Origin of the sequence: Aeromonas salmonicida (genome assembly GCF_028355655.1) — a bacterium.
GTDB lineage: Bacteria > Pseudomonadota > Gammaproteobacteria > Enterobacterales > Aeromonadaceae > Aeromonas > Aeromonas salmonicida.
The window spans coordinates 1,819,897-1,841,020 of sequence record NZ_CP110645.1; the positions used below are offsets into that span (position 1 = coordinate 1,819,897).

Sequence of the window (21,124 nt, forward strand, 5' to 3'; positions counted from 1 at the left end):
CAATTTATATAAAATATTAGTTTTTTATAAAAAATTCGATGCTTTTAAACAGCTACGAATACCTTTGCATTTTGGATAATCACTGCATCCCCAAAACTGATTTCCTTTATTTCCCCCTCGGTTTGCGGTGCGCAGTACCATGGTGTTGCCGCATCTGGGGCAAGTCAGCACCTCGACCTTGTTTGACTGAGCGATGGCGGTTAATGAGGAAGGCACAGGACGAGTCTCGCTGGTGAGGACAGGCTGGGTGAAAACTCCGTGCCGTGCCTTGAGCTGTGCCACATGCTGTCTGTGGGTCTGCCAATTGGCAGCGAGTTGCCCCTGTTGAATGGAATCGACCACCCTGATGACGTCGGTCTGGGTCAATACCTGCGTGGTTTTACTCTTGACGTAGCGAATAAGCCCGCGGCGTATGACATTGTCCGGCATGGGGGTCTTGAAGGTGCAGTCGCCAATAAAATAGACGATCGAGTGCAGTTGGTGATCCGCCAGCCCCAGCAGGGTTTTGAGCGTCATCACATGTAGATAGTTTTGGTGAAGAGGATTCTGGAAGCCGTGCCTGCGTCGGTATAGCTGCTGGGTCCAGCGCTTGTGTTTGGGATCACCGAAGATCCACCCTTTCATGTTTTTGGTCTCGATAACAAACACCCCGAAGCGGGAGACGATCACATGATCGATCTGGGTTGTGCCCTGCTCGAGCGGCAGCGTGACATTGTTCAGCAGATGATATTCCCGCTTGTCGAGAAAGAGCCGGATGCTGAGGGTGATCAGCCACTCTCCGATCATGCCCTTGAACCAGGGGGTTTTGACTATGGTCATCAGCAGCAACAATGGGATCACATACCAGAGTTGAGCCAGCAAGGCAGCAATAAGGGGGGTGAAATCCATTTCATCTCTCCTTGACCCCCATCACCACTCCTTGGTGACAGGAATATTGGTCATGGGTGCTCACCAAAGGTGGCTCAAGCATTCAGCCCCCAACCTGTTGCCGTTAACCAGTCAGTGGGGCAACCGGATTGGACACCTGGCTGGCGCTATCCCCATGATTGGGCGTCGAAAAGAGCTACTGTAGCGATTTAATCAGGACGAATGTGTGACAAATCCCACTAACTGTGTGACTCATCAGTGATTTTTAAGCTGTAGCGCTGCTGGCAGCTAGAGGGCGCTGGCTGAGGGGCAGGCGTCGTTGCTGTAGGCCTTATGCGAGGATAAGGCGCGCAGGATCCAACAACAGAGGGTGGGTTGCTCTTTCGTGTGGCGATCTCAGAAACTCATCGCCAGCCCGACGCCGTAGCCGCTGGTGTTGTGGCTGAACATATAGCGGGCCACCAGCCGGGTTCGGGTCACTATGATGTCGTACTTGCTGCTGTCTAGCTCGATCCCGAGCCCCAGCGAGTTAAGGGAGTTGAAACCGAGCAGGCCCCTTTGCTCGCCCAGATATTCGGTGCGAGCCCCTTCCATCACGTAGCGCAGCGGCTTGTCCAGCAGTGTGAAATTGCCGATGGGGGCGCGGCGGCGCAGGTAGAGGCCGAGGTTCTCCGCATTGGCCTGACCGGTTACGCTGGCCGAGGTGCCGCCAAAGCTTTGCAGATGCTGGTAGGAGTAGCGCAGCTCAACGTCGATATCCTGCTGTGCAGAGAAGAGTTCATAGTCGAGCATCAGGGCGCCACCCAGGCCGTAGACATCGAGTCTGCCGCCATCGAGAAAGTCGAGGTTCTTGCCTGTGTATTGGCCCAGCAGCCAGTTGCCGATGCGCAGATCGCTTGCCACAGTGCCCAGCGTGACGTTGCCGATGGGGCGCAATACCCAGTTGCCGCCGTGACGATCCTGATGCAGATGAAGATCCCAGCCGATACCACCCGTGGCGGTGAGACTGTTCCATCGGGTGGGGATAGTGCGACTCTCGCTGCCGTTGCTCACCACGAACTTGGGATCGTAGCGGCTAAAACCCAGTGTCCCTTCCAGATAGATGGGCACACTCTCGCTCATGGTGGCGCCGCCCCCCATCTGGGTCATGTTGAGCGCCGACGATGCCGTTGTGCTGGTGTTGCTGCCGATGTCGAGGTTGCTGGCTGTGATGTCGGGCACCACAGTGAAGGTCATCAGCGACACCACTGCGTTGGCACGTTTTTGTATTAGTGACGACTCTTCAGCCATGGCGCCATGGCTGAGCAAGGGGGTGATCAGCAGGGGCAGGGTAGTGCGAAGGGTTGTGTGTGTGGGCATGCCTTGTTCCCCCGAAGCCGGTTGTGATGATGCGCCGTTTGACTGTAGCGACTTTTTCTCATCTTGGCAGCCCAAGGGTGAGCCGGTTGAAGCTTATACATCGCAGAGCCGGAGTGCTCGTCCAACCCTTGTCCTGCCATTCAGCTTTTTGTATTGATTGCTGACTTTGTGCCAGACATTAATTTTTTGTTCACTTGCGCGGGTGTATAACAGGAACCCCTTCAAGGAGAGAAAGGGGATGGCGACAGGGAGTGTCAGCCGCAGCGGGGGCCATCGGGTCCCCCGGGATGGATGCTCACTGACGTTGATGGGAGTCACCAGATGCAGGATATGCTGCTTGCCATATGGCAACAGGACTTTGACCAATTGATCCAGATGCAGGCGGCGGGCCTGCTCGTCACCTGCCTGGTGGTGATCCTCTTTCTCGAGTCGAGCTTCGTGTTTTTACCCCTGCCCGGTGACAGTCTGGTGCTGCTGGCCGGTGGCCTGGTGGGGATGGGAGTGCTCGGCCCCGAAGTGACCCTTGTCTACATGCCGCTCGCCGCCGGGATCGGCAGCCTGATCGCCTATCTGCAGGGCCATGCGCTGCACGGCACCTCCTTTATGGGCCATGTGGAGCGGATGATCCCGGACGGCAGCCTGCCACGGGCCTCGCGTCTGCTGCACAACTACGGTTTCTGGGCTCTGTTTTCCTCTCGTTTCGTGCCCTTCGTCAGGGTGCTGACGCCCATGCTGATGGGGGTCTCCCGCCTGCATCTGCCCCGGGTGGTGATGGCCAGTTTTGCCAGCGCCTTCCTCTGGGCCCTGCTGCTGAGTCTGGTGGGCAAGTTCGTGATGGCGGCGCCGGCGTTCGTCCAGTATCACGAATTGATGACCAAGTGCCTGCTGGTGACCTCCCTCGGTCTGTTCGTTATCGCCATGGCGGCCATCGCCATCCGGTTGTTCAAGCGCCCGACCAATCGCATTCGCTGAGTGATATCCGGGGGAGCGCAGGCTGGCCCCGGGTTCTCCATTGATTTACCAATGGCATTGGCTAGGCCCAGGCGGGCCGCCCATGCCGCCCATCAACCATCAAGCAGGTACTTTATGCCATGTCGTGACACCCTGAGCCTTCGTCCCCTCGAGCGAGAGGATCTGAAATTCGTACATCAGCTCAACAACAACGCCAGCATAATGCGTTACTGGTTCGAGGAGCCTTACGAGGCTTACATGGAGCTGGCCCAGCTCTATGACAAGCACATCCACGATCAGCAAGAACGCCGTTTCATCCTGGAGGTGGAGGGCACCAATGTTGGCCTGGTGGAGCTGGTGGATATTCGCAGCATCCACCGCCGCGCCGAGTTTCAGATCATCATAGCCCCCGCCTATCAGGGGCTGGGCTATGCCAAGACAGCAACGTTGAAGGCGATGAAGTATGCCTTCAACGTGCTGAATCTGCACAAGTTGTATCTCATCGTCGACAGTGACAATGCCAAGGCGCGACACGTTTATCAGTCGCTGGGGTTCGCGCCGGAGGGGGAGCTGAAAGAGGAGTTCTTCATCGATGGCAAATATCGCACCGCCATTCGCATGTGTCTGTTTCAGCGTGATTTTCAGGCAAATGCTGCCAACAGGGTCTAACGTTTCCTGACATTCTGGTGCCGATGGGGGCAGGGCTGCGCTGGCCGATGCCAGTGATGCGGCTCTCTTTGTCGGCACCTTTCTCGTGACAGGATAAAAACTCAGGCCATTTGAGGCAGAATTTGTGATGCCTATCTGTTACACTTCGCGCCCGCCATTTTCCGGCTCATTTTCTGACTTGATGTCGGACGCAGCCACCGGTGGTATCAACCTCCGCCTCGCCTACGCCGAGCCGCAAGCCAAACACAATCCAGCTGGAACACAGGAACCCATTATGAGATTTGAATCGTTCGATTTTGCCCCCGAGATTTTGCGTGCTGTCTCAGATTGCGGTTATCAGGAGATGACCCCTGTGCAGCGCCAGGCGATCCCGACTATCCGTCGCGGTCTCGATGTGCTGGCCAGCGCCCAGACAGGTACCGGCAAGACTGCCGCCTTCGCCCTGCCGATATTGCAGCGCCTGGTGGACAAGCCGGCCGAGCTGCAGCCGTCCAATGCCCGCGTGCTGATCCTGACTCCGACTCGCGAGCTGGCGGCCCAGGTGGCGAGCAACATCAATGATTTTGCCAAGTATCTGGATGTCACCGTGCTGACGCTCGTTGGCGGCGGCAAGCAGGATGTGCAGGCCAAGAAGCTGAAAGCGGGTGCTCACATCATAGTGGCGACCCCGGGTCGTCTGCTGGAGCACCTGACCGCCTGCAACCTCAGCCTGTCAGGCGTCGAGTGTCTGGTGCTGGACGAAGCGGATCGCATCCTCGACATGGGCTTTAGCGCCGATGTTCAGCAGATCCTGCAAGCGGTCAACAAGGAGCGCCAGAACCTGCTGTTCTCCGCCACTTTCTCCGACGGGGTGAAGAAGCTTGCCAACGTCATGTTGGACAAGCCGCAGATCATCAGCGTCAACAAGCAGAACTCCACCGCCGATACCGTCACTCACACCGTCTATCCGGTGGAGCAGAAGCGCAAGCGCGAGCTGCTCTCCGAGTTGATTGGCAAGCAGAACTGGCCACAGGTGCTGGTGTTTGCCAGTACCCGTGAAAGCTGTGACGAGCTGGTGGCCGAGCTGAATCTGGATGGCATCAAGTCTGCCGTTGTGCATGGTGACAAGGCCCAGGGCAGCCGTCGCCGCGCCCTGCGCGAATTCACCGAAGGCAAGGTGCGGGTGCTGGTCGCCACCGAAGTGGCCGCCCGTGGTCTGGACATCCCGGATCTGCAGTACGTGGTCAACTACGATCTGCCGTTCCTGGCCGAAGACTACGTGCACCGCATTGGCCGTACCGGTCGCGCCGGCAAGAGCGGCATGGCCATCTCCTTCGTCAGCCGCGAAGAAGAGCGTACCCTGCTCGAGATCGAGGCGCTGATCGGCCAGAAGATCCGCCGTGTCATGGCGAAGGGCTACGAAGTGGGCAACCGTGACGAGCTGATCAAGCAGTTGCAGGAGCGTCGTCGCTTCGGCAAGCGTCCCCAGCGTGAAGACAACGCCGCCGCCCAGGCCATGGCCGAAGCCAAGCTGCAGGGTCAGCGCCTCAAGCGTCTGGCGGCAATGAAGAAGCCGCGTCAGCCGAAGTAAGCGCGCCCAACCCCGTCCCCGCCTTCCCTTTGTCAGGGCAGACCGGGAGGGGTGATTTTGTATATAAAGGCGCCACTGGCGCCTTTATGCTGTTGATGACCCGGCCTCTGGCCCGCTCGTCTCTCTGAGGATCCGTGATGACACCTCCTAACTACAATCAGGCCCTGCTCGACATGGCCACCCAGAGCCTTGCCGAGCTGGCGCGCACCGCCGAGCAGAAGGCGGGCAAGCGCACCCCCGCCCAGGAGAGCCATTTTCTCTGCACCTGGATGGCGGACTCCCTCAAGGAAAAGCGTTTCTCCCGTCTGGTGATGGAGGATCTGAAAGGCTGGATCCAGCAGGGCCGTACTCTGGGGGCCGGTGCCGATCTCAAGGGCCTGCTGGAGCGCATCGCCTTCCAGTACGCCCGGGTGCAGGCGGACTCCCAACAGCTCGGCACCAGGCTTGCCGCCCTGCTGGCCGAGCTGGAAGCCGCGGGTTGGTTGGTGTTTACCGACAGCGAGGTGAACGCCAAACTGCGCTTGCAGGGACAGGGCCAATCCAGTCTGGTGATCTCCAGTTGCGAATATGGCGAGCACATAGTGCAGGGTGAGCTGATCAAACCCTTGACCCTGTACGTGCGCGGTGATGAAGCCAGGCTGGCGCAAGCGGCCTTTCACCATGGTCTGCTGCTGAGCCAGGGCAACAAGAAGGTCACTCTTGTCAAGCACCACAAGGCGTACCGTCTGGTGCCCGCCAACTTGCAGCCCGCGCTGGCGCTGCTGGCCGAGGCGAAAGCCTGACGGAGAGCCTCTTCCCTCTGTTGTTCCCAAACCCCGGCCTAGCGCCGGGGTTTTTTATGCGCCAGTGATGGTGCTGGCGGGCTTGGCCGGGTGAGGCGAGAGCAAGCGAAATTTTTACAGGAACCTTTTTACAAGCACCTTTTACAAGAACCAAAGGGGCTGCGTGATACGGCCAGCGGATTCCCGTTTTGTCGTTCGAAATGTGTCGCATGGCAGCGTGCCTACATCTTGCCCCCCTCTGATGGGGGGCGTCCCCCATATGGTGGGATGGTGGTGGAAAATTTCTGCTCTAGGGTGAGTGGGCCCCAAAGAGGGCCTTAAGGAAGCAAACCGCCTGATGGCGACACTCAATGAATGAGGAAACATGATGAAAGTGACTCCAATAGCCTTGCTGCTGGCCGGTGTGCTGGCTTCCCCGCTCTGCGCTGCTGGGCTCGATGCCCAACTCACCCTGGTGGATGGCAGCACAGACGACGTGCGCGTCAACCTGACATTGACCAACACGGGTGACAAGCCTATCCGTCTGCTCAAGTGGCAGCTGCCGGGCAGCGACGATGCCCCCCTGTTTTTGGTGGAGCGGGATGGTCAACCGGTCAGCTATGAGGGGGCGCTGATCAAGCGTGCGGCGCCAACCGACAAGGATTTCCAGCTGCTCAAGGCCGGCCAGAGCCTGACGGTGCAGGCGGAAGTGTCGGGTCTCTATGACATGAGTGCTCAGGGTCAGTACAGCATCCGCTATCAGCTGCCGACCGTACCGCAGGAGGCGAAGGCCGCCAAGGCCAAACAGGCCCAGGCGAGCGAGTCCAACGCCATCACCCTGTGGGTGGAAGGGGTGAACGATGAGCGGGTTCAGGCCAAGGTGGCCGCCGCCGAGCCCCAGGCTGTTGCCGGTTCTGTCAGTTTCAGCGGACGCTGCACCAACACCCAGAAGAGCGATCTGTTGACGGCGCTGGATGCCGCCAGTGGCATCAGCAACAACGCCAGCAGCTATCTGGCGGTCGACAAGCCCGATGGCCAGCGCTATCGCAGCTGGTTCGGGGCCTATAGCAGTGCCCGTTGGGATCAGGCCGAGACGAACTTCAGCAAGATCAAGGATGCCATCGACAACAAGCCGCTCACCTTTGACTGCAGCTGCAAGCAGAGCTACTTCGCCTACGTCTATCCGGATCAACCCTACAAGGTTTATCTGTGCAAGAGCTTCTGGACGGCGCCCGTCACCGGGAGCGATTCCCGTGCCGGCACCATAGTCCATGAGCTGAGTCACTTCAACGTGGTGGCAGGCACCGACGATCTGGGTTACGGTCAGGCCAATGCCCGCAATCTGGCGAAGACGGATCCGGTCAAGGCGCTCAACAACGCCGACAATCATGAATACTTCGCCGAGAATACCCCAAGCGAAAACTGATCCGCTGACAGGGGCCGCAAGGCCCCTTTTTGATGTTGAAGGAGGTTCCATGATGACACTCTTGCTCACCACCCTCGCGCTCGCTCCCCTGCAGTGTGAACTGTCGGTCAAGGCACACAGCCGGGTGAACGAGCCCTTGCCCCTGGTGATGACCTTGACCAACAAGGGGGCGGGGCCGCTCGAGGTGTTGAGCTGGTTCACCCCGTTCGAAGGCTGGTTCGCCGATGCCATCGATCTCACCCTCGACAATCAGCCGCTGGTTTACAAAGGACCGCTCGCCAAGCGTGGCGAACCCGGTGCCGATGACTTCTTCATTCTGGGGGCGGGCCAGCAGAGCCAGGCGGATGCAGATCTGACCCAGGTCTACGATTTGTCCCGGCCAGGCCTCTATCACCTCAGCTATCGCGCCCAGCCCTTGACCCTGACCCAGGGGGTCGCCCCCAGCTGCCCCGCCATCAGTTTCACTAGGTTGGCGGCGCCCTAAGCGGCGTCACGCCCGTTTGCTGCGTTCAGCAGCCCCACCGCGCGGGCCGCAACTGCCAGATAGCGGGATGCATCGCCGGGTCTGCTTGCCTGTTCCCGCCAGCAGCAGTGCACCAGCTTGATCACATGATCGTCCAGACTGGCGAGCGCTCGTTCCAACACTTGCTGCCAGGATAATCCGTTGCAGGCAGGCCATGTCTGGGGACGCAGGTGCGGAGCCCCGACCGTGATATAAGCCGCCGCCACCGCCTGCCACATCAAGGTCTGCCACTGCCCTTGCCACTCGCTGGGCAACTGCGTTGCGACAATGGCTGCGGCCCGGCTGCCGGTCACCATGTGCAGCACGGTAAAATTGCTGGTTTGCCAATAGAGCGGCAGGGCCACCTCGGCCAGTTGTGTCAAAACAGACGATGACTCGGCGAGCGTTTGCGGCAGCGTGCCCGGCCAGCGCGGCGCCTCTGCCACCTGCTGCAATCGACCCGTGATCCACTCGCCCTGCCAGCTCGCACCCTCCCACTGTTCGGAGAGCCCGGCCAGCAGGCTGGCGACATCCCGGGCCGGTGCGCCTTCCCCTACAGGCAGTATCAGGGGACTGCACTGCCAGGCGGCCAGTGCCGCAGCCTGCTCTCCCACATGACCATTTTCCAAGGCACAGGCGAAGCGAATAAGAGGATGGAAGGCGCCTCCTGCCGGTGAGAAGCGCCGGGCCAGCAGGGTCTCGAAGAGAGGCAACCAGCCCTCGGCGGCAATCCGGTCTGCCAACTGCTGACGCAGTCGTACGAAACGGATTTCATCCTCGTCCTGACTTGTTTCCCCACTCGGCAGCGCATGGGTTGCCTGCCAATGATCGAAGAAATGCTGCAACTGGCGGGGGCTTGCACCCATCTCATGCAGGGCGTGCAGCGCCATGGGGCAGTGGTTGGTGGTGCCTTTGCCGTTGAGGGCAAAAGCCCGGTTGGCATCGAGCAAGTGGTGAAGATGATGCATAATCATTTGACTCCTTTTGCGAGGGGAGACAGGATTGTGCAAGTTAAAGCTAACTTGAGGTCAAGGGTGAAAACGGATCGCAAGTGGTTAGCCATAGGTCAGATAGCGAAGCGCGCCGGGGTCAATGCCAGTGCCTTGCGTTTTTACGAGCAGAAGGGATTGATCAGCAGCGTGCGCAGCGATGGCAGCCAGCGCCTCTATCCGCAGGATGCGCTGCGCCGGATAGCCTTCATCCGGGTGGCACAGGGGATGGGGTTGAGCCTTGGCGAGATTGCCGATGCCCTCGCCGGCTTGCCAGATGGCCGCACTCCGGATCGCAGCGATTGGGAGCAGATAGCCAGCCAGTGGCAGGGCCTGCTTGATCAGCGCATCGAGGCTTTGGTGCAGCTCAAAGGCAAGCTCACCTCCTGTATTGGTTGTGGTTGCCTGTCCCTTGAGCACTGCGCCCTTTACAACCCGGATGATCAGGTGGCCGGACAGGGCGCCGGCCCCCGTTATCTGCTGGGGGATGTGCCGCCATCCGACCCGGGATCAGAAGAACAATAAACATGAGAGTCGACCTGGCATGCCATGCACTGGGCGACCTGCGTAATGAGCAAGGAGGAGACATGGCATTGCAACAGCTTAAACGGGAGTTGGAACAGTTTGGCGAGCGCAACGATGATGCGCAGCCGACCCGTGGTAGCAAGATGCTCAATATCACCCGCGATACCGGCGAGTTGTTGGCGGTACTGGTACAGACGCGGGGGGCTGAGGCCGTACTGGAGATTGGCACCTCCAACGGTTATTCCACTCTCTGGCTGGCCGAAGCGGTGCAAAGGCTCAATGGCCGAGTCACCACCATAGAGCGGGATGAGGGCAAGCGTGAACTGGCTGATATCAACTTTCAGCGTGCCGGCCTGAGCCCCTGGATCACCCAGTTGGCGGGGGAGGCTGAAACCCTGTTGTCCACTTTGCCAGAGGCCGGTTATCAGCTCATCTTCCTGGACTCGGATCGCCAGCGCTATCGTGTCTGGTGGCCACAGATCCAGCGCCTGCTGGCCCCTCGTGGTCTGCTGGTGGTGGACAATGCCATCTCCCATCGGGATGAGTTGGCAGAGTGGATGGGAGAGGTGCAGCGTGATCCGGCCTTTGCGACCTCGCTGGTGCCTGTTGGCAAGGGGGAGTGGCTGGTTGTGAGTTTGTCGGGAGAGTGAGCATGGAGTTCAGAACCATGGAACCAAAAGCAGTGGTAGAGGCCTATTGGCAGGCCATGCAAAGCAATGATTTTTCGAGAGCGGCCCGCTGGCTCGGCGATGATTTTATCTGCGACTGGCCGCAGTCGGGGGAACGCATCGAGGGGCGCTGCAACTTTGTCGAGATCAACCGCCGCTATCCGGCGGCAGGCCCCTGGAGTTTTGACGTGGTCAGGCTACTGGAGCAGGGCGGTGAAGTCGTGACCGAGGTGTTGATCACCGATGGTGAGGTGCAGGCTCGCGCCATTACCTTTCACACAGTGCGCGGCAATGTCATCTCGCGTCAGACCGAGTTCTGGCCTGATCTCTACGAGGCACCCCGCTGGCGTCGCCCCTGGGTGACCCCCATTCCCCGGGAGCCGCAACACGCCTGATCCTGGCCCCCAGGGTGAGCCATGCTGCCCTGGGGACATGATTATTTTGTGTTGTTGCCTTATATTCATCCATCATCCATCCTCGTTATCCATTATTTCGCTAAATATCCCCACATTTCATTGTTTGGCAATGGAATGATCCGCGTTATGTTTTGTCCATGCCGATAGCCAACCGAATTAATAATTTATGTTGCTGTGAATGAAATTAATTGGCCTGCTATGGATTCAGGTTTGGAAAATAATAATTGCATGGCGCCAATGTGTTTATTTGGCAAGCGTTCTGGGTGTTTATAAATATAACGAGGTGGATCATGAATAAAGTACGCTCCCTGTTTTTGCTGGCGGCACTTCCGCTGGCTCTGATGACATCGGCCGAGGCCCAATCCAGCCTCGCCGCCATCCAGAGCGCCGGGGTGATCAAGATAGGCACGGAAGGGGCCTATCCTCCGTTCACCTATCACGACAAGAGTGGCAAGCTGGTGGGTTTTGACGTTGAGATTGGCGAGCTGATCGCAAGCGGTCTCGGCGTGAAGCCCGAGTTCGTCGAAGGCAAGTGGGATGGCCTCATCGCCGGGGTGGATGCCAAGCGCTACGATCTGGTGCTTAACGAAGTGGCCATCACGCCAGAGCGGCTGAAAAAGTATGATTTTTCAGATCCCTATATCACCTCCAAAGCTGTTATCGTGGTGCACAGCGATAATCACAGCATCAACAGCTTTGCGGATCTGAAGGGCAAAAAATCATCCCAGTCCCTGACCAGCAATTTTGCCCAGCTGGCCAAGGCGTCGGGGGCCGAGGTGGTGGCTACAGAGGGTTTCAACCAGTCCCTGGCGCTGGTGCTGACCGGGCGAGTGGATGCAACCATCAATGACAGCCTCTCCTTCCTGGACTTCAAGAAGCAGAAGCCGGATGCCAAGTTGAAGGTGGCGGCCACCGAGGCGAAGGGGGATCAATCCGCCGCCTTGCTGGCCAAGGGGCAGCCGGAATTGCTGGCCGCCATCAATCAGACGCTGCGTACCGCCAAGCAGGATGGCAGCTATCAAAAAATATCGGTTAAATATTTTGGCACTGACGTCTCGCAATAATATTGCGGCAACATAATAACGACAGAGGTAATTAACGTGCCAGCCTGGTTGCAGTTAATGATCGACTCTTTTTGGCCCCTGCTCAGTGCGGGGCTTATTTTTACCGTGCCGCTGACCCTGATCACCTTCGTATTGGGAATATTGCTCGGTTTCCTGGTGGCGCTGGCAAGGTTATATGGCCCCACCCCGCTGGTTGTGCTGGTCCGTTTTTATGTCTGGCTTATTCGGGGTACACCGCTGCTGGTTCAGCTCTTTCTTATCTTCTATGGTTTGCCGAGCGCGGGCATAGTGCTGGATGCCTTTACCGCTGCCGTCATTGGTTTCACCCTCAACATAGGTGCCTACAGTTCGGAGATTATCCGTGCCACTCTGGCGGCGATCCCGAAAGGGCAGTGGGAGGCAGCTTACTCTATCGGCATGAATTGGCCTCAGGTGATGTGGCGGGTGATCCTGCCACAGGCCGCACGTATCGCTGTGCCGCCGCTCTCCAACACCTTCATCTCGCTGGTCAAGGACACCTCGCTGGCGGCGGCGGTAACAGTGCCCGAGTTGTTTCAGGCGGCCCAGCGGCTCGCCTCTGTCACCTATGAGCCGCTGATTCTTTACATAGAGACGGCCATCATCTACCTGCTGTTCAGCTCAGTGCTCTCCACCCTGCAAGACCGGCTGGAACGCAGACTGACCCACAAAGAGACCCGGGAGCTGGCCCTATGATCCGATTGAGCGGCATCGAGAAACAGTTTGGCGGGCAAAGGGTGCTAAAAGGAATTGGCTTGGCGATGGCAGCTGGCAGTGTCACGGCGCTGATCGGCCCCTCCGGCAGCGGCAAGAGCACCTTGCTGCGCTGCGTGAACCTGCTGGAGCGACCGGACGCGGGGCAGCTGGTGCTGGGGGGGAGCGAGCTCGACTTTGCCCATCACCTGCCTCGCCAGAGCGTGCTGAGCCTGCGTCAGCAGACCGGCATGGTCTTTCAGAACTTCCAGCTGTTTCCGCACATGACGGTGCTGGAAAACGTGATAGAAGGGCTGGTGACTGTGCTGAAGTGGCCAAAGGCGCAGGCGATAGCACGGGGGCTGGCACTGCTCGACAAGGTGGGACTCAGGCACAAGGCCGAGGCCGTACCCGCTACCCTCTCCGGCGGCCAGCAGCAGCGGGTCGCCATCGCACGGGCTCTGGCGCCGGCGCCCAAGGTGCTGCTCTGTGACGAGCCCACCTCGGCGCTGGATCCCGAGCTCGCGCTGGAGGTGGTGGCCGTGCTGCGCCAGCTGGCCCAAGAAGGGACCACAATGTTGATAGCGACCCACGACTTGCGCCTTGCAGCCCAGATAGCGCAACAGGTGATCTTTCTGGAGTCCGGCGAGGTGGTGGAGGCGGGCAGTGCGCGCCAGATGTTTACCACCCCCAGGCGGGCACGTACTTTTGAGTACATCTCTACCCTGACCGAGCGGTTGCCGGAGAGCTGGAGTATCTAGCCGGTTTTTCCCGGACGAGAGCGACATAAAAAACAGCCCCGCAGATGCGGGGCTGTTTGTTGGCACAAAGGCGATGACGGACGGCGGATCAGACGGCCAGATAGTCCATGATCCCTTCGGCAGCCTTGCGACCTTCGTAAATGGCGGTCACCACCAGGTCGGAACCGCGCACCGCATCGCCACCGGCGAATACCTTGGGGTTGCTGGTCTGGAAGGGGTAGTCAGCCTGCTCGCTGGCCTGGATGCGATCCCGGTTGTCGAGCGCTATGCCAAACTCCTGCATCCAGGGTTGGGGGTTGGGCTGGAAGCCAAACGCCATCACCACGGCATCGGCAGCCAGCACCTGCTCTGACCCCTCTATCACTACCGCATTGCGACGGCCATTGGCATCGGGCGCACCGAGTTCAGTGCTCACCATCTTGATGCCACAGGTCTGGCCATCAGCATCCAGTTCGACGCCGATGGGCTGCAGGTTGAACATGAATTCGACCCCTTCCTCCCGGGCATTTTTCACTTCCCGTTTGGAGCCCGGCATGTTTTCGGCATCGCGGCGATAGGCGCAAATGACTTTGTCGGCACCTTGGCGGATGGCGGTACGCACGCAGTCCATGGCGGTATCGCCACCACCGAGCACCACGACTTGCTTGCCGGCGAAGTCGATGTAATCGGCCTGCGCCTTCTCAAAGCCCAGCAGCCGGTTGGCGTTGGAGATGAGATAGGGCAGGGCATCGTACACACCGGGAGCCGTCTCATTCTCGAAGCCACCCTTCATGTACTTGTAGGTGCCGACCCCGAGGAAGACGGCGTCGAACTCGCCCAGCAGATCGGCGAAGGTGACATCTTTGCCCACCTCGGTCTCGAGGCGGAACTCAATCCCCATGCCCTCGAAGATCTCGCGTCTGCGCTGCATCACCTCTTTTTCCAGCTTGAAGGAGGGAATGCCGAAGGTGAGCAGGCCGCCAATTTCCGGATACTTGTCAAACACCACGGCGCTGACGCCACCCCGTGCCAGCACGTCGGCACAGGCGAGCCCGGCCGGGCCTGCACCTATGATGGCGACCCGCTTGTCGGTTTTCACCACGTTGGAGAGATCCGGGCGCCAGCCCATCTCGAATGCCTTGTCGGTGATGTATTTCTCGATATTGCCTATGGTCACGGCGCCGAAGCGATCGTTCAGGGTACAGGCACCCTCACACAGTCTGTCTTGCGGGCAGACGCGGCCACACACTTCCGGCAGGCTGTTGGTCTGGTGGGAAAGCTCCACCGCCTCCAGGATGCGCCCCTCATTGGCCAGTTTCAGCCAGTTGGGAATGTAGTTGTGGACCGGGCATTTCCACTCGCAATAGGGGTTGCCGCAGTCGAGGCAGCGATCCGCCTGCATGCCGACCTGGGCCTGGTTGAAGGACTCGTAGATCTCCACAAACTGGATCTTGCGGATCTTGAGCGGCTTCTTGGGCGGGTCGACCCGCTGGACATCGATAAACTGGAATACGTTCTGGCTCATAGGGTTCCCTCCTTATTGCGCCTGGATTCTGAGTTCTGCACTGGAACGGCTGGTGTGGCCAAGCAGGGACTTGACGTCGCTGGACTTGGGTTTGATCAGCCTGAATTTGGGCACATAGGAGTCGAAGTTGGCCAGGATCTCCTCGGCGCGCGAGCTGCCGGTCTCATTGAGGTGCGCCGTTATGATGCCGCGCAGGTGCTCCTGATGGATGGCGAGTGTCGCCACGTCCAGCAGTTCGACCAGCTCGGGGTTGGTGCGTTTGGCAAAGTTGCCGCACTCGTCCAGCACGTAGGCAAAACCACCTGTCATGCCTGCCGCGAAGTTGACGCCAGTGGTGCCGAGGATGGTGACGATACCGCCTGTCATGTATTCACAGCCGTTGTCGCCTATCCCCTCGACCACGGCCAGGGCACCTGAGTTGCGCACCGCGAAGCGCTCGCCCGCCGTACCGGCCGCAAACAGCTTGCCGCCGGTTGCGCCATAGAGGCAGGTGTTGCCAATGATGGCGGCTTCGTGGGACTTGAATGCCACGCCGACGTGGGGTTTGACCACCAGTTTGCCGCCAGTCATCCCCTTGCCCACGTAGTCGTTGGCGTCACCCGTGAGTATCATCTCGAGGCCACCCGCGTTCCAGACGCCGAAGCTCTGGCCTGCTGTGCCGTTGAAGTGAACCTTCACCGGATCGGCCGCCATGCCCTGGTTGCCGTGACGCTTGACGATCTCGCCCGACAGACGGGCCCCCACAGAGCGATCCGTGTTGCGGATGTCGTAACGGAACTCGCCGCCCGACTTGTGCTCCACCGCCTCCAGCAGATCGTCCACCATCCGCAAGTTGAGCGGTCCCTTGTCAAAGGTGGGGTTGTGCTGCTGGCTGAACAGGCTGGAGCCTGCTGGCGCCACCGGACTTGCCAGAATGCCGGAGAGATCCAGCTTGGCCTGACGGGCGGTGAGACCTGGCAGGGCTTCCAGCAAATCGGTACGACCGATGAGATCGGTCAGCTGGGTGACCCCCAGCTGAGCCATGAGTTCGCGCGTCTCTTCTGCGATGAACTTGAAGTAGTTCATCACCATCTCCGGCAGGCCGGTGAAGTGCTCGCGGCGCAGCTTCTCATCCTGGGTGGCGACGCCGGTGGCGCAGTTGTTCAGGTGGCAGATGCGCAGGTATTTGCAGCCGAGCGCCACCATGGGGCCAGTGCCAAAACCGAAGCTCTCGGCACCGAGGATGGCGGCCTTGATGATGTCGAGGCCAGTTTTGAGACCGCCATCCACCTGCAGTCGCACCTTGTGGCGCAGGCCGTTGGCAACCAGCGCCTGCTGGGTTTCCGCCAGGCCCAGCTCCCAGGGGGAACCGGCATACTTGACCGAGGTCAGCGGGCTTGCGCCCGTGCCACCGTCATAGCCGGAGACGGTAATGAAGTCGGCATAGGCCTTGGCCACGCCGCAGGCGATGGTGCCGACACCGGGCTCGGAGACCAGCTTGACCGACACCAGACAGTCCGGGTTGATCTGCTTGATGTCGAAGATGAGCTGGGCCAGGTCTTCAATGGAGTAGATATCGTGGTGCGGCGGCGGCGAGATCAGGGTCACGCCAGGCACGGAATAGCGCAGCTTGGCTATCTGGGCGGTGACTTTGTCACCGGGCAACTGGCCGCCTTCACCGGGCTTGGCGCCCTGGGCCACCTTGATCTGCACCACGTCCGCGTTCATCAGGTAGTGGGGGGTGACGCCAAAGCGCCCCGACGCCACCTGTTTGATACGGGAATTTTTCTCGGTACCAAAACGCTTGGGATCTTCACCGCCTTCACCGGAGTTGCTCTGACCGCCAAGGCGGTTCATGGCCACTGCCAGCGCTTCGTGCGCCTCAGGGCCTAGGGCGCCGATGGACATGGCGGCGGAGTCGAAGCGGGGGAACAGCTTGGCTGCCGGCTCCACTGCGCTGATGTCCACCGGATTGTCGACCTTCTTCAGAGCCAGCAGATCGCGCAGGGTAGAGACAGGGCGCTCGTTCACGAGCCGCGCATACTCCTTGTAATCGGCATAGTTGCCGGAGCGCACCGCGGTTTGCAGGGTCTGCACCACATCCGGATTGTAAGTGTGATACTCGCCGCCGTGGACAAACTTGAGCAGGCCACCCTGAGTGAGGGCCTTGCGTTGCAACCAGGCCTGACGGGCCAGATTGAACTGATCCTGCTGGATATCGGTAAAATCGGCGCCCTGAATACGGCTGGAGACGCCACGGAAGCACATGGCGACCACGGCACTGGAGAGGCCCACGGCTTCAAACAGCTGGGAGCAGCGATAGCTGGCGACCGTGCTGATGCCCATTTTGGACATCACCTTGTAGAGGCCCTTGTTGATGCCGTTGCGGTAGTTGAGCATGGCCTGGCGCATGCTCATCTTGAGCACGCCTTCCTCGACCTGTTTGGCGAGGGTTTCATAAGCCAGATAGGGGTAGATGGCTGTGGCGCCAAAGCCCAGCAGTACCGAGAAGTGGTGCGGGTCGCGGCAGCTGGCGGTCTCCACCAGGATATTGGCGTCGCAGCGCAGATTGTTATCCACCAGAGTGCGCTGCACCGCGCCTACCGCCATGGCGGCTGGAATGGGCAGTGTGTCGGCACTGACGTCCCGATCCGACAGGATCAGCAGCACTGTGCCGTTGCGGGCGGCAGTCTGGGCCTCTTCGCAGATGCGCACCAAGGCTGCTTCCAGTCCCTCTTCGGGCCTGAAGTTGAGGCTGATCACCTGATGGCGATAGTGCTCCCCTTCCAGCGCAAGCAACTGGTGGAAGTCGGAGTAGAGCAGGATCGGCGACTGGAACAGTACCCGGTGGGCGTGACCGAAGGTCTCGTTGAAGACGTTCTGCTCGCGACCGATACAGGTAGCCAGTGACATGACGTGGTTTTCCCGCAGGGGATCGATCGGCGGGTTGGTCACCTGGGCGAACATCTGGCGGAAGTAGTCATACAGGGTGCGCTGGCTGGAGGAGAGCACAGCCATCGGGGTGTCATCCCCCATGGAGCCCACCGCTTCCTGACCGTTCTCGCCGAGCACGCGAATGATCTGATCCAGTTCCTCGTAGGAGTAGCCGAACAGTTTCTGATAGGTCTTGAGCTGATCGTCCGAGAACTCGCGGGCTCCCGTGCTGGCGTCATCCATCTGCTCGAACGGCACCAGCCGCTTGCAATGGGAGTCCATCCACTGTTTGTAGGTGTGACGGCTCTTGAGATCGTCGTCGATCTCGAAGCTGGTCCACACCTTGCCGTTGCTGGTATCCACCACGAACAGCTCGCCCGGGCCGACCCGGCCCTTCTCCAGCACTTCATCCGGGGTGTAGTCCCAGGTACCGACCTCAGACGCGAGCGTGATGAACTTGTCCTTGGTGATGACATAGCGGGCCGGACGCAGGCCGTTACGGTCCAGTGCGCAGGTGGCATAGCGGCCATCGGTCATGACGATGCCGGCCGGACCATCCCAGGGCTCCATGTGCATGGAGTTGAAGTCATAGAAGGCGCGCAGGTCGTCATCCATGTTCGGATGTTTTTGCCATGCAGGCGGGATCAGCAGGCGCATGGCACGGAACAGGTCCATGCCACCGGCCAGGAAGAGATCCAGCATGTTGTCGAGGCTGGAGGAGTCGGAGCCCGTGGTGTTGACGAAGGGCGCCGCCTCTTGCAGATCCGGAATGAGCGGGGTCGCGAACTTGTAGCTGCGGGCCTTGGCCCACTGGCGGTTGCCAGCAATGGTGTTGATCTCGCCATTGTGGGCGAGATAACGGAACGGTTGCGCCAACGGCCAGCGCGGGCTGGTGTTGGTGGAGAAACGCTGGTGGAACACGCAGATGGCCGATTGCAGGCGAATGTCGGCAAGATCCAGATAGAAGTGGGGCAAATTCACCGGCATGCACAGTCCTTTATAGACGGTGACCAGGTTGGAGAGGCTGACCACGTAGAAGTAGTCGTCGCTGATGCGCTTTTCGATACGGCGACGCACTATATAAAGGCGGCGCTCAAGATCCTTGTCGACCCAGCCTGGCGGCGCGTTGACAAAGACCTGTTCAATACTGGGCAGGGAGGCTTTGGCGATGGGACCGAGCACATTGGTATCGATGGGCACCTTGCGCCAACCGACCAGACTCAAGGTCTCTCTTTCCAGCTCCTCGTCGATGATGTCGCGAGTCTGCTGGGCCAATACGGGGTCCGGGTTGAGAAACAGCATGCCGACCGCGTATTTGCGGCCCAGATGCCATCCTTTCTCTTCGGCGACGGCTCTAAAGAAGCTATCCGGTTTTTGCAGCAACAGACCGCAACCATCGCCGGTCTTGCCGTCGGCGGAGATACCGCCGCGGTGCTGCATGCGAGCCAATGCTGACATCGCGAGACGGACAAGCTTGTGGCTGGCTTCACCTTCCATGTGGGCCAACAGGCCGAAGCCACAGTTATCCCTCTCCAGCTTTGGATCATATAGTGACATTGCATTTCTCCCTTGCTCGGCCTTGCATCGCAAACTGCATAAATTGCGATTGGCTCTTGTGGTTCCGTCCGCCTGACGTGGCGAATCTCCAAACTAATGGGATTTTTCGGCAAGGTCAATTGAACATCCCGGCTGTTTTTATTATTACAATGTCATAACAAAATGTTGGAGTGCGGGTATATATGGGGCTTGAATTGGTGATTGCTCTGGAATTTTTTATTTTTACAGCACTTAATGTTGATATGTTGGCTTTTGTTGGTTGACTCAGTGGGGGAGGGGATTTGTAGTAATTTTACCAATTCATCAGGCAAGTGGCGGGGAGAGATCACAATTACGCACCACGAGTCTTGCTTTTGTCGTCAGTCAGTCTATGCGTGAATTTTCATTGCCTAACAGGTGGTTAGCTAGCAGTTATTCATCAGGATTGCGCATGCCGTGTTTGGTGCAAGGGTTTCGAAAGCATCAACAACGACCCGCTTGCTGATATTTATCCAGATATTGGTGAATATTTATATGTTTTCTGACCTTCCCCTCTCTTGATCCAGCTCAGCGCCCTGTTTTTGCCAGCTCGTACAATGACGCTCCTTTAGCGGAGGTGTCATGCAGTTACACGAACTCGTCAATACATTCGGTCAGGATCTCAAGCAACGCCACGGCCAGAAGATCCACAAGCTCTCTATTCACGGCGCTTTCACCTGCCCCAACCGGGACGGCACCCTGGGCCGTGGTGGCTGCACTTTTTGCAATGTCTCCTCTTTTGCCGACGAGTCGGCCCAGCAGCTTTCCGTGGTGCAGCAACTGTTGGCGCGCCGGGATGAAGTGACCCGTGCCAAACGCTATCTCGCCTACTTTCAGGCCTACACCAGCACCTATGCCGAGGTCGAGTACCTGCAACGCATGTATGAAGAGGCGTTGTCAGTCAGCGACATGGTGGGTTTGTGTGTCGGTACCCGACCCGATTGCGTGCCGGATGCGGTGCTGGACCTGCTGGCAGCTTATCAAGCCCGTGGCTATGAGGTGTGGCTGGAGCTGGGGCTGCAAAGTGCCAATGACAAGACCTTGCAGCGCATCAATCGCGGTCATGGTTACGCCGCCTATGCCGATGCGGTTGCGCGGGCCCATCAGCGCGGCATCAAGGTCTGTGCCCATCTGATCGTCGGCCTGCCGGGGGAGGTGCCGATGGATAGCCTCGATACCCTGCATCGCATCGTGGCGACCGGGGTCGAGGGGATCAAGCTGCATCCGCTCCATGTGGTGGAGGGGAGCACCCTCGGCAAGGCGTGGCAGGCAGGGCGGCTGGCGGTGTTGTCGCTGGATCAATATGTTGAAGCTGCAGTGGCCATGATCCAGCACACCCCTCCCGAGGTGGTCTATCATCGCATTTCTGCCTCTGCCCGCCGACCGACCCTGTTGGCACCGGTCTGGTGCGAAAATCGCTGGACAGCCATGGCAGGGATTGCTAATGAACTGGCCCGCTCTGGTGCCCAAGGACACAGTCTGGGACGGCCTTTCTCCCTTCCTGACCATATAGAGTAAGCAATCAAATTTCGTCAAAAAAACAGAGGGTTATTAGATGAAATTCAGTCTTTGCGGTATAGTTTCGGTAAAATTGTCTTGATATAGTATTCCGCTTGAAAAAGATATCATTGTCAATAAGCGTGTATTGTTTCCAATTTGGGCGGGATATATCAGACATGGCGCCATCTTGTGTCGCTATCAAGCACTTTCATGCCGTACCGTCTTTGGGCGTAATGCCTCTCAGGTCTGATGATGATATCCAGTGTCATTTGCCTGTGCTTAACGTTTATCAGGCTGTTGATCTCTATGCTGTGGGATCCTGATGTTTATTCCACGAGCGTGCGCTTGTCATGCAACCATGTGTGACCACAGATGCGCGATGATGACGGCCGA

18 protein-coding genes are annotated in these 21,124 nt (G+C 59.0%); 13 read left to right on the top strand and 5 right to left on the bottom strand.

Annotation, left to right across the window (positions count from 1 at the left end; genetic code table 11):
• Window positions 1-24 precede the first annotated feature (24 nt).
• Window positions 25-888, bottom strand: a complete 864-nt coding sequence (locus tag ONZ54_RS08920) for a nuclease-related domain-containing protein (RefSeq protein ID WP_271787973.1) — start codon at window positions 886-888, stop codon at window positions 25-27.
• Between the two features lie 375 nt (window positions 889-1,263).
• Window positions 1,264-2,226 carry an autotransporter domain-containing protein gene (locus ONZ54_RS08925; RefSeq protein WP_087755436.1) on the bottom strand — a complete coding sequence of 321 codons (963 nt, stop codon included), beginning with the start codon at window positions 2,224-2,226 and terminating at the stop codon, window positions 1,264-1,266.
• A 321-nt stretch (window positions 2,227-2,547) separates the two neighbouring features.
• On the opposite strand from ONZ54_RS08925, the gene ONZ54_RS08930 reads away from it, so the two are divergent.
• The 6 genes from ONZ54_RS08930 (at window position 2,548) to ONZ54_RS08955 (ending at window position 8,087) form a co-directional block, all read left to right on the top strand.
• Window positions 2,548-3,198, top strand: coding sequence for a DedA family protein (locus ONZ54_RS08930; RefSeq protein WP_021141126.1), 651 nt, complete (start codon window positions 2,548-2,550; stop codon window positions 3,196-3,198).
• A 114-nt stretch (window positions 3,199-3,312) separates the two neighbouring features.
• The gene (speG, locus tag ONZ54_RS08935; protein WP_017413054.1) at window positions 3,313-3,846 is read left to right on the top strand and encodes a spermidine N1-acetyltransferase; all 534 of its coding nucleotides are present in this window, start codon (window positions 3,313-3,315) and stop codon (window positions 3,844-3,846) included.
• A gap of 274 nt (window positions 3,847-4,120) precedes the next feature.
• Window positions 4,121-5,416 (top strand): DEAD/DEAH box helicase, encoded by a 1,296-nt coding sequence (locus tag ONZ54_RS08940; protein ID WP_170946494.1) that lies wholly within the window; start codon window positions 4,121-4,123, stop codon window positions 5,414-5,416.
• Window positions 5,417-5,553: 137 nt separating this feature from the next.
• Window positions 5,554-6,198 carry a DUF2913 family protein gene (locus ONZ54_RS08945; protein WP_021141127.1) on the top strand — a complete coding sequence of 215 codons (645 nt, stop codon included), beginning with the start codon at window positions 5,554-5,556 and terminating at the stop codon, window positions 6,196-6,198.
• 364 nt (window positions 6,199-6,562) lie between these two features.
• Entirely contained in the window at window positions 6,563-7,603 is a 1,041-nt protein-coding gene (locus ONZ54_RS08950; RefSeq protein ID WP_059169346.1) for a M35 family metalloendopeptidase, read from the top strand.
• Between the two features lie 49 nt (window positions 7,604-7,652).
• Window positions 7,653-8,087 (top strand): protease, encoded by a 435-nt coding sequence (locus ONZ54_RS08955; RefSeq protein ID WP_271787974.1) that lies wholly within the window; start codon window positions 7,653-7,655, stop codon window positions 8,085-8,087.
• On the opposite strand, the gene ONZ54_RS08960 is transcribed toward ONZ54_RS08955, so the two are convergent.
• Window positions 8,084-9,079: a questin oxidase family protein gene (locus ONZ54_RS08960; protein WP_265433886.1), complete on the bottom strand. Its 996-nt coding sequence runs from the start codon at window positions 9,077-9,079 to the stop codon at window positions 8,084-8,086. The genes ONZ54_RS08955 and ONZ54_RS08960 overlap by 4 nt on opposite strands.
• A gap of 60 nt (window positions 9,080-9,139) precedes the next feature.
• On the opposite strand from ONZ54_RS08960, the gene soxR reads away from it, so the two are divergent.
• From soxR to ONZ54_RS08990, 6 genes are all read left to right on the top strand, one after another.
• Entirely contained in the window at window positions 9,140-9,619 is a 480-nt protein-coding gene (gene soxR, locus ONZ54_RS08965) for a redox-sensitive transcriptional activator SoxR (protein WP_058394131.1), read from the top strand.
• A gap of 62 nt (window positions 9,620-9,681) precedes the next feature.
• Window positions 9,682-10,269 (top strand): O-methyltransferase, encoded by a 588-nt coding sequence (locus ONZ54_RS08970; RefSeq protein WP_212540229.1) that lies wholly within the window; start codon window positions 9,682-9,684, stop codon window positions 10,267-10,269.
• A gap of 2 nt (window positions 10,270-10,271) precedes the next feature.
• Window positions 10,272-10,682, top strand: a complete 411-nt coding sequence (locus tag ONZ54_RS08975; protein ID WP_125602342.1) for a nuclear transport factor 2 family protein — start codon at window positions 10,272-10,274, stop codon at window positions 10,680-10,682.
• Between the two features lie 311 nt (window positions 10,683-10,993).
• Window positions 10,994-11,767 (top strand): amino acid ABC transporter substrate-binding protein, encoded by a 774-nt coding sequence (locus tag ONZ54_RS08980; protein ID WP_271787975.1) that lies wholly within the window; start codon window positions 10,994-10,996, stop codon window positions 11,765-11,767.
• A gap of 57 nt (window positions 11,768-11,824) precedes the next feature.
• Complete coding sequence (locus tag ONZ54_RS08985; protein ID WP_174218890.1) at window positions 11,825-12,481, top strand: amino acid ABC transporter permease; 657 nt, start codon at window positions 11,825-11,827, stop codon at window positions 12,479-12,481.
• Window positions 12,478-13,239: an amino acid ABC transporter ATP-binding protein gene (locus ONZ54_RS08990; protein ID WP_113720077.1), complete on the top strand. Its 762-nt coding sequence runs from the start codon at window positions 12,478-12,480 to the stop codon at window positions 13,237-13,239. Before ONZ54_RS08985 ends, ONZ54_RS08990 begins: the two co-directional genes overlap by 4 nt.
• 88 nt (window positions 13,240-13,327) lie before the next feature.
• Here the strand turns inward: ONZ54_RS08990 and ONZ54_RS08995 are convergent, their stop codons facing one another.
• Window positions 13,328-14,743, bottom strand: coding sequence for an FAD-dependent oxidoreductase (locus ONZ54_RS08995; RefSeq protein ID WP_271787976.1), 1,416 nt, complete (start codon window positions 14,741-14,743; stop codon window positions 13,328-13,330).
• Window positions 14,744-14,755: 12 nt separating this feature from the next.
• Window positions 14,756-19,213 carry a glutamate synthase large subunit gene (gltB, locus tag ONZ54_RS09000; RefSeq protein WP_271787977.1) on the bottom strand — a complete coding sequence of 1,486 codons (4,458 nt, stop codon included), beginning with the start codon at window positions 19,211-19,213 and terminating at the stop codon, window positions 14,756-14,758.
• A 600-nt stretch (window positions 19,214-19,813) separates the two neighbouring features.
• Between gltB and mnmL the strand changes: the two genes are divergently transcribed.
• Window positions 19,814-20,749 (top strand): tRNA modification radical SAM protein MnmL/YtqA, encoded by a 936-nt coding sequence (gene mnmL, locus ONZ54_RS09005; RefSeq protein ID WP_271787978.1) that lies wholly within the window; start codon window positions 19,814-19,816, stop codon window positions 20,747-20,749.
• The last annotated feature ends 375 nt before the right edge of the window (window positions 20,750-21,124 follow it).

Bases quoted from the DNA above. Each gene is read 5' to 3' on its own strand.
- ONZ54_RS08930 (WP_021141126.1), top strand. From the start codon at position 2,548: ATGCAGGATATGCTGCTTGCCATATGGCAACAGGACTTTGACCAATTG.
- ONZ54_RS08945 (WP_021141127.1), top strand. From the start codon at position 5,554: ATGACACCTCCTAACTACAATCAGGCCCTGCTCGACATGGCCACCCAG.
- ONZ54_RS08970 (WP_212540229.1), top strand. From the start codon at position 9,682: ATGGCATTGCAACAGCTTAAACGGGAGTTGGAACAGTTTGGCGAGCGC.
- ONZ54_RS08980 (WP_271787975.1), top strand. From the start codon at position 10,994: ATGAATAAAGTACGCTCCCTGTTTTTGCTGGCGGCACTTCCGCTGGCT.
- ONZ54_RS08985 (WP_174218890.1), top strand. From the start codon at position 11,825: ATGATCGACTCTTTTTGGCCCCTGCTCAGTGCGGGGCTTATTTTTACC.
- mnmL (WP_271787978.1), top strand. From the start codon at position 19,814: ATGCAGTTACACGAACTCGTCAATACATTCGGTCAGGATCTCAAGCAA.
- ONZ54_RS08920 (WP_271787973.1), bottom strand. From the start codon at position 888: ATGGATTTCACCCCCCTTATTGCTGCCTTGCTGGCTCAACTCTGGTAT.
- ONZ54_RS08955 (WP_271787974.1), top strand. From the start codon at position 7,653: ATGATGACACTCTTGCTCACCACCCTCGCGCTCGCTCCCCTGCAGTGT.
- ONZ54_RS08990 (WP_113720077.1), top strand. From the start codon at position 12,478: ATGATCCGATTGAGCGGCATCGAGAAACAGTTTGGCGGGCAAAGGGTG.
- ONZ54_RS08950 (WP_059169346.1), top strand. From the start codon at position 6,563: ATGATGAAAGTGACTCCAATAGCCTTGCTGCTGGCCGGTGTGCTGGCT.
- ONZ54_RS08960 (WP_265433886.1), bottom strand. From the start codon at position 9,079: ATGATTATGCATCATCTTCACCACTTGCTCGATGCCAACCGGGCTTTT.
- ONZ54_RS08995 (WP_271787976.1), bottom strand. From the start codon at position 14,743: ATGAGCCAGAACGTATTCCAGTTTATCGATGTCCAGCGGGTCGACCCG.
- ONZ54_RS08975 (WP_125602342.1), top strand. From the start codon at position 10,272: ATGGAGTTCAGAACCATGGAACCAAAAGCAGTGGTAGAGGCCTATTGG.
- speG (WP_017413054.1), top strand. From the start codon at position 3,313: ATGCCATGTCGTGACACCCTGAGCCTTCGTCCCCTCGAGCGAGAGGAT.
- ONZ54_RS08925 (WP_087755436.1), bottom strand. From the start codon at position 2,226: ATGCCCACACACACAACCCTTCGCACTACCCTGCCCCTGCTGATCACC.
- gltB (WP_271787977.1), bottom strand. From the start codon at position 19,213: ATGTCACTATATGATCCAAAGCTGGAGAGGGATAACTGTGGCTTCGGC.
- ONZ54_RS08940 (WP_170946494.1), top strand. From the start codon at position 4,121: ATGAGATTTGAATCGTTCGATTTTGCCCCCGAGATTTTGCGTGCTGTC.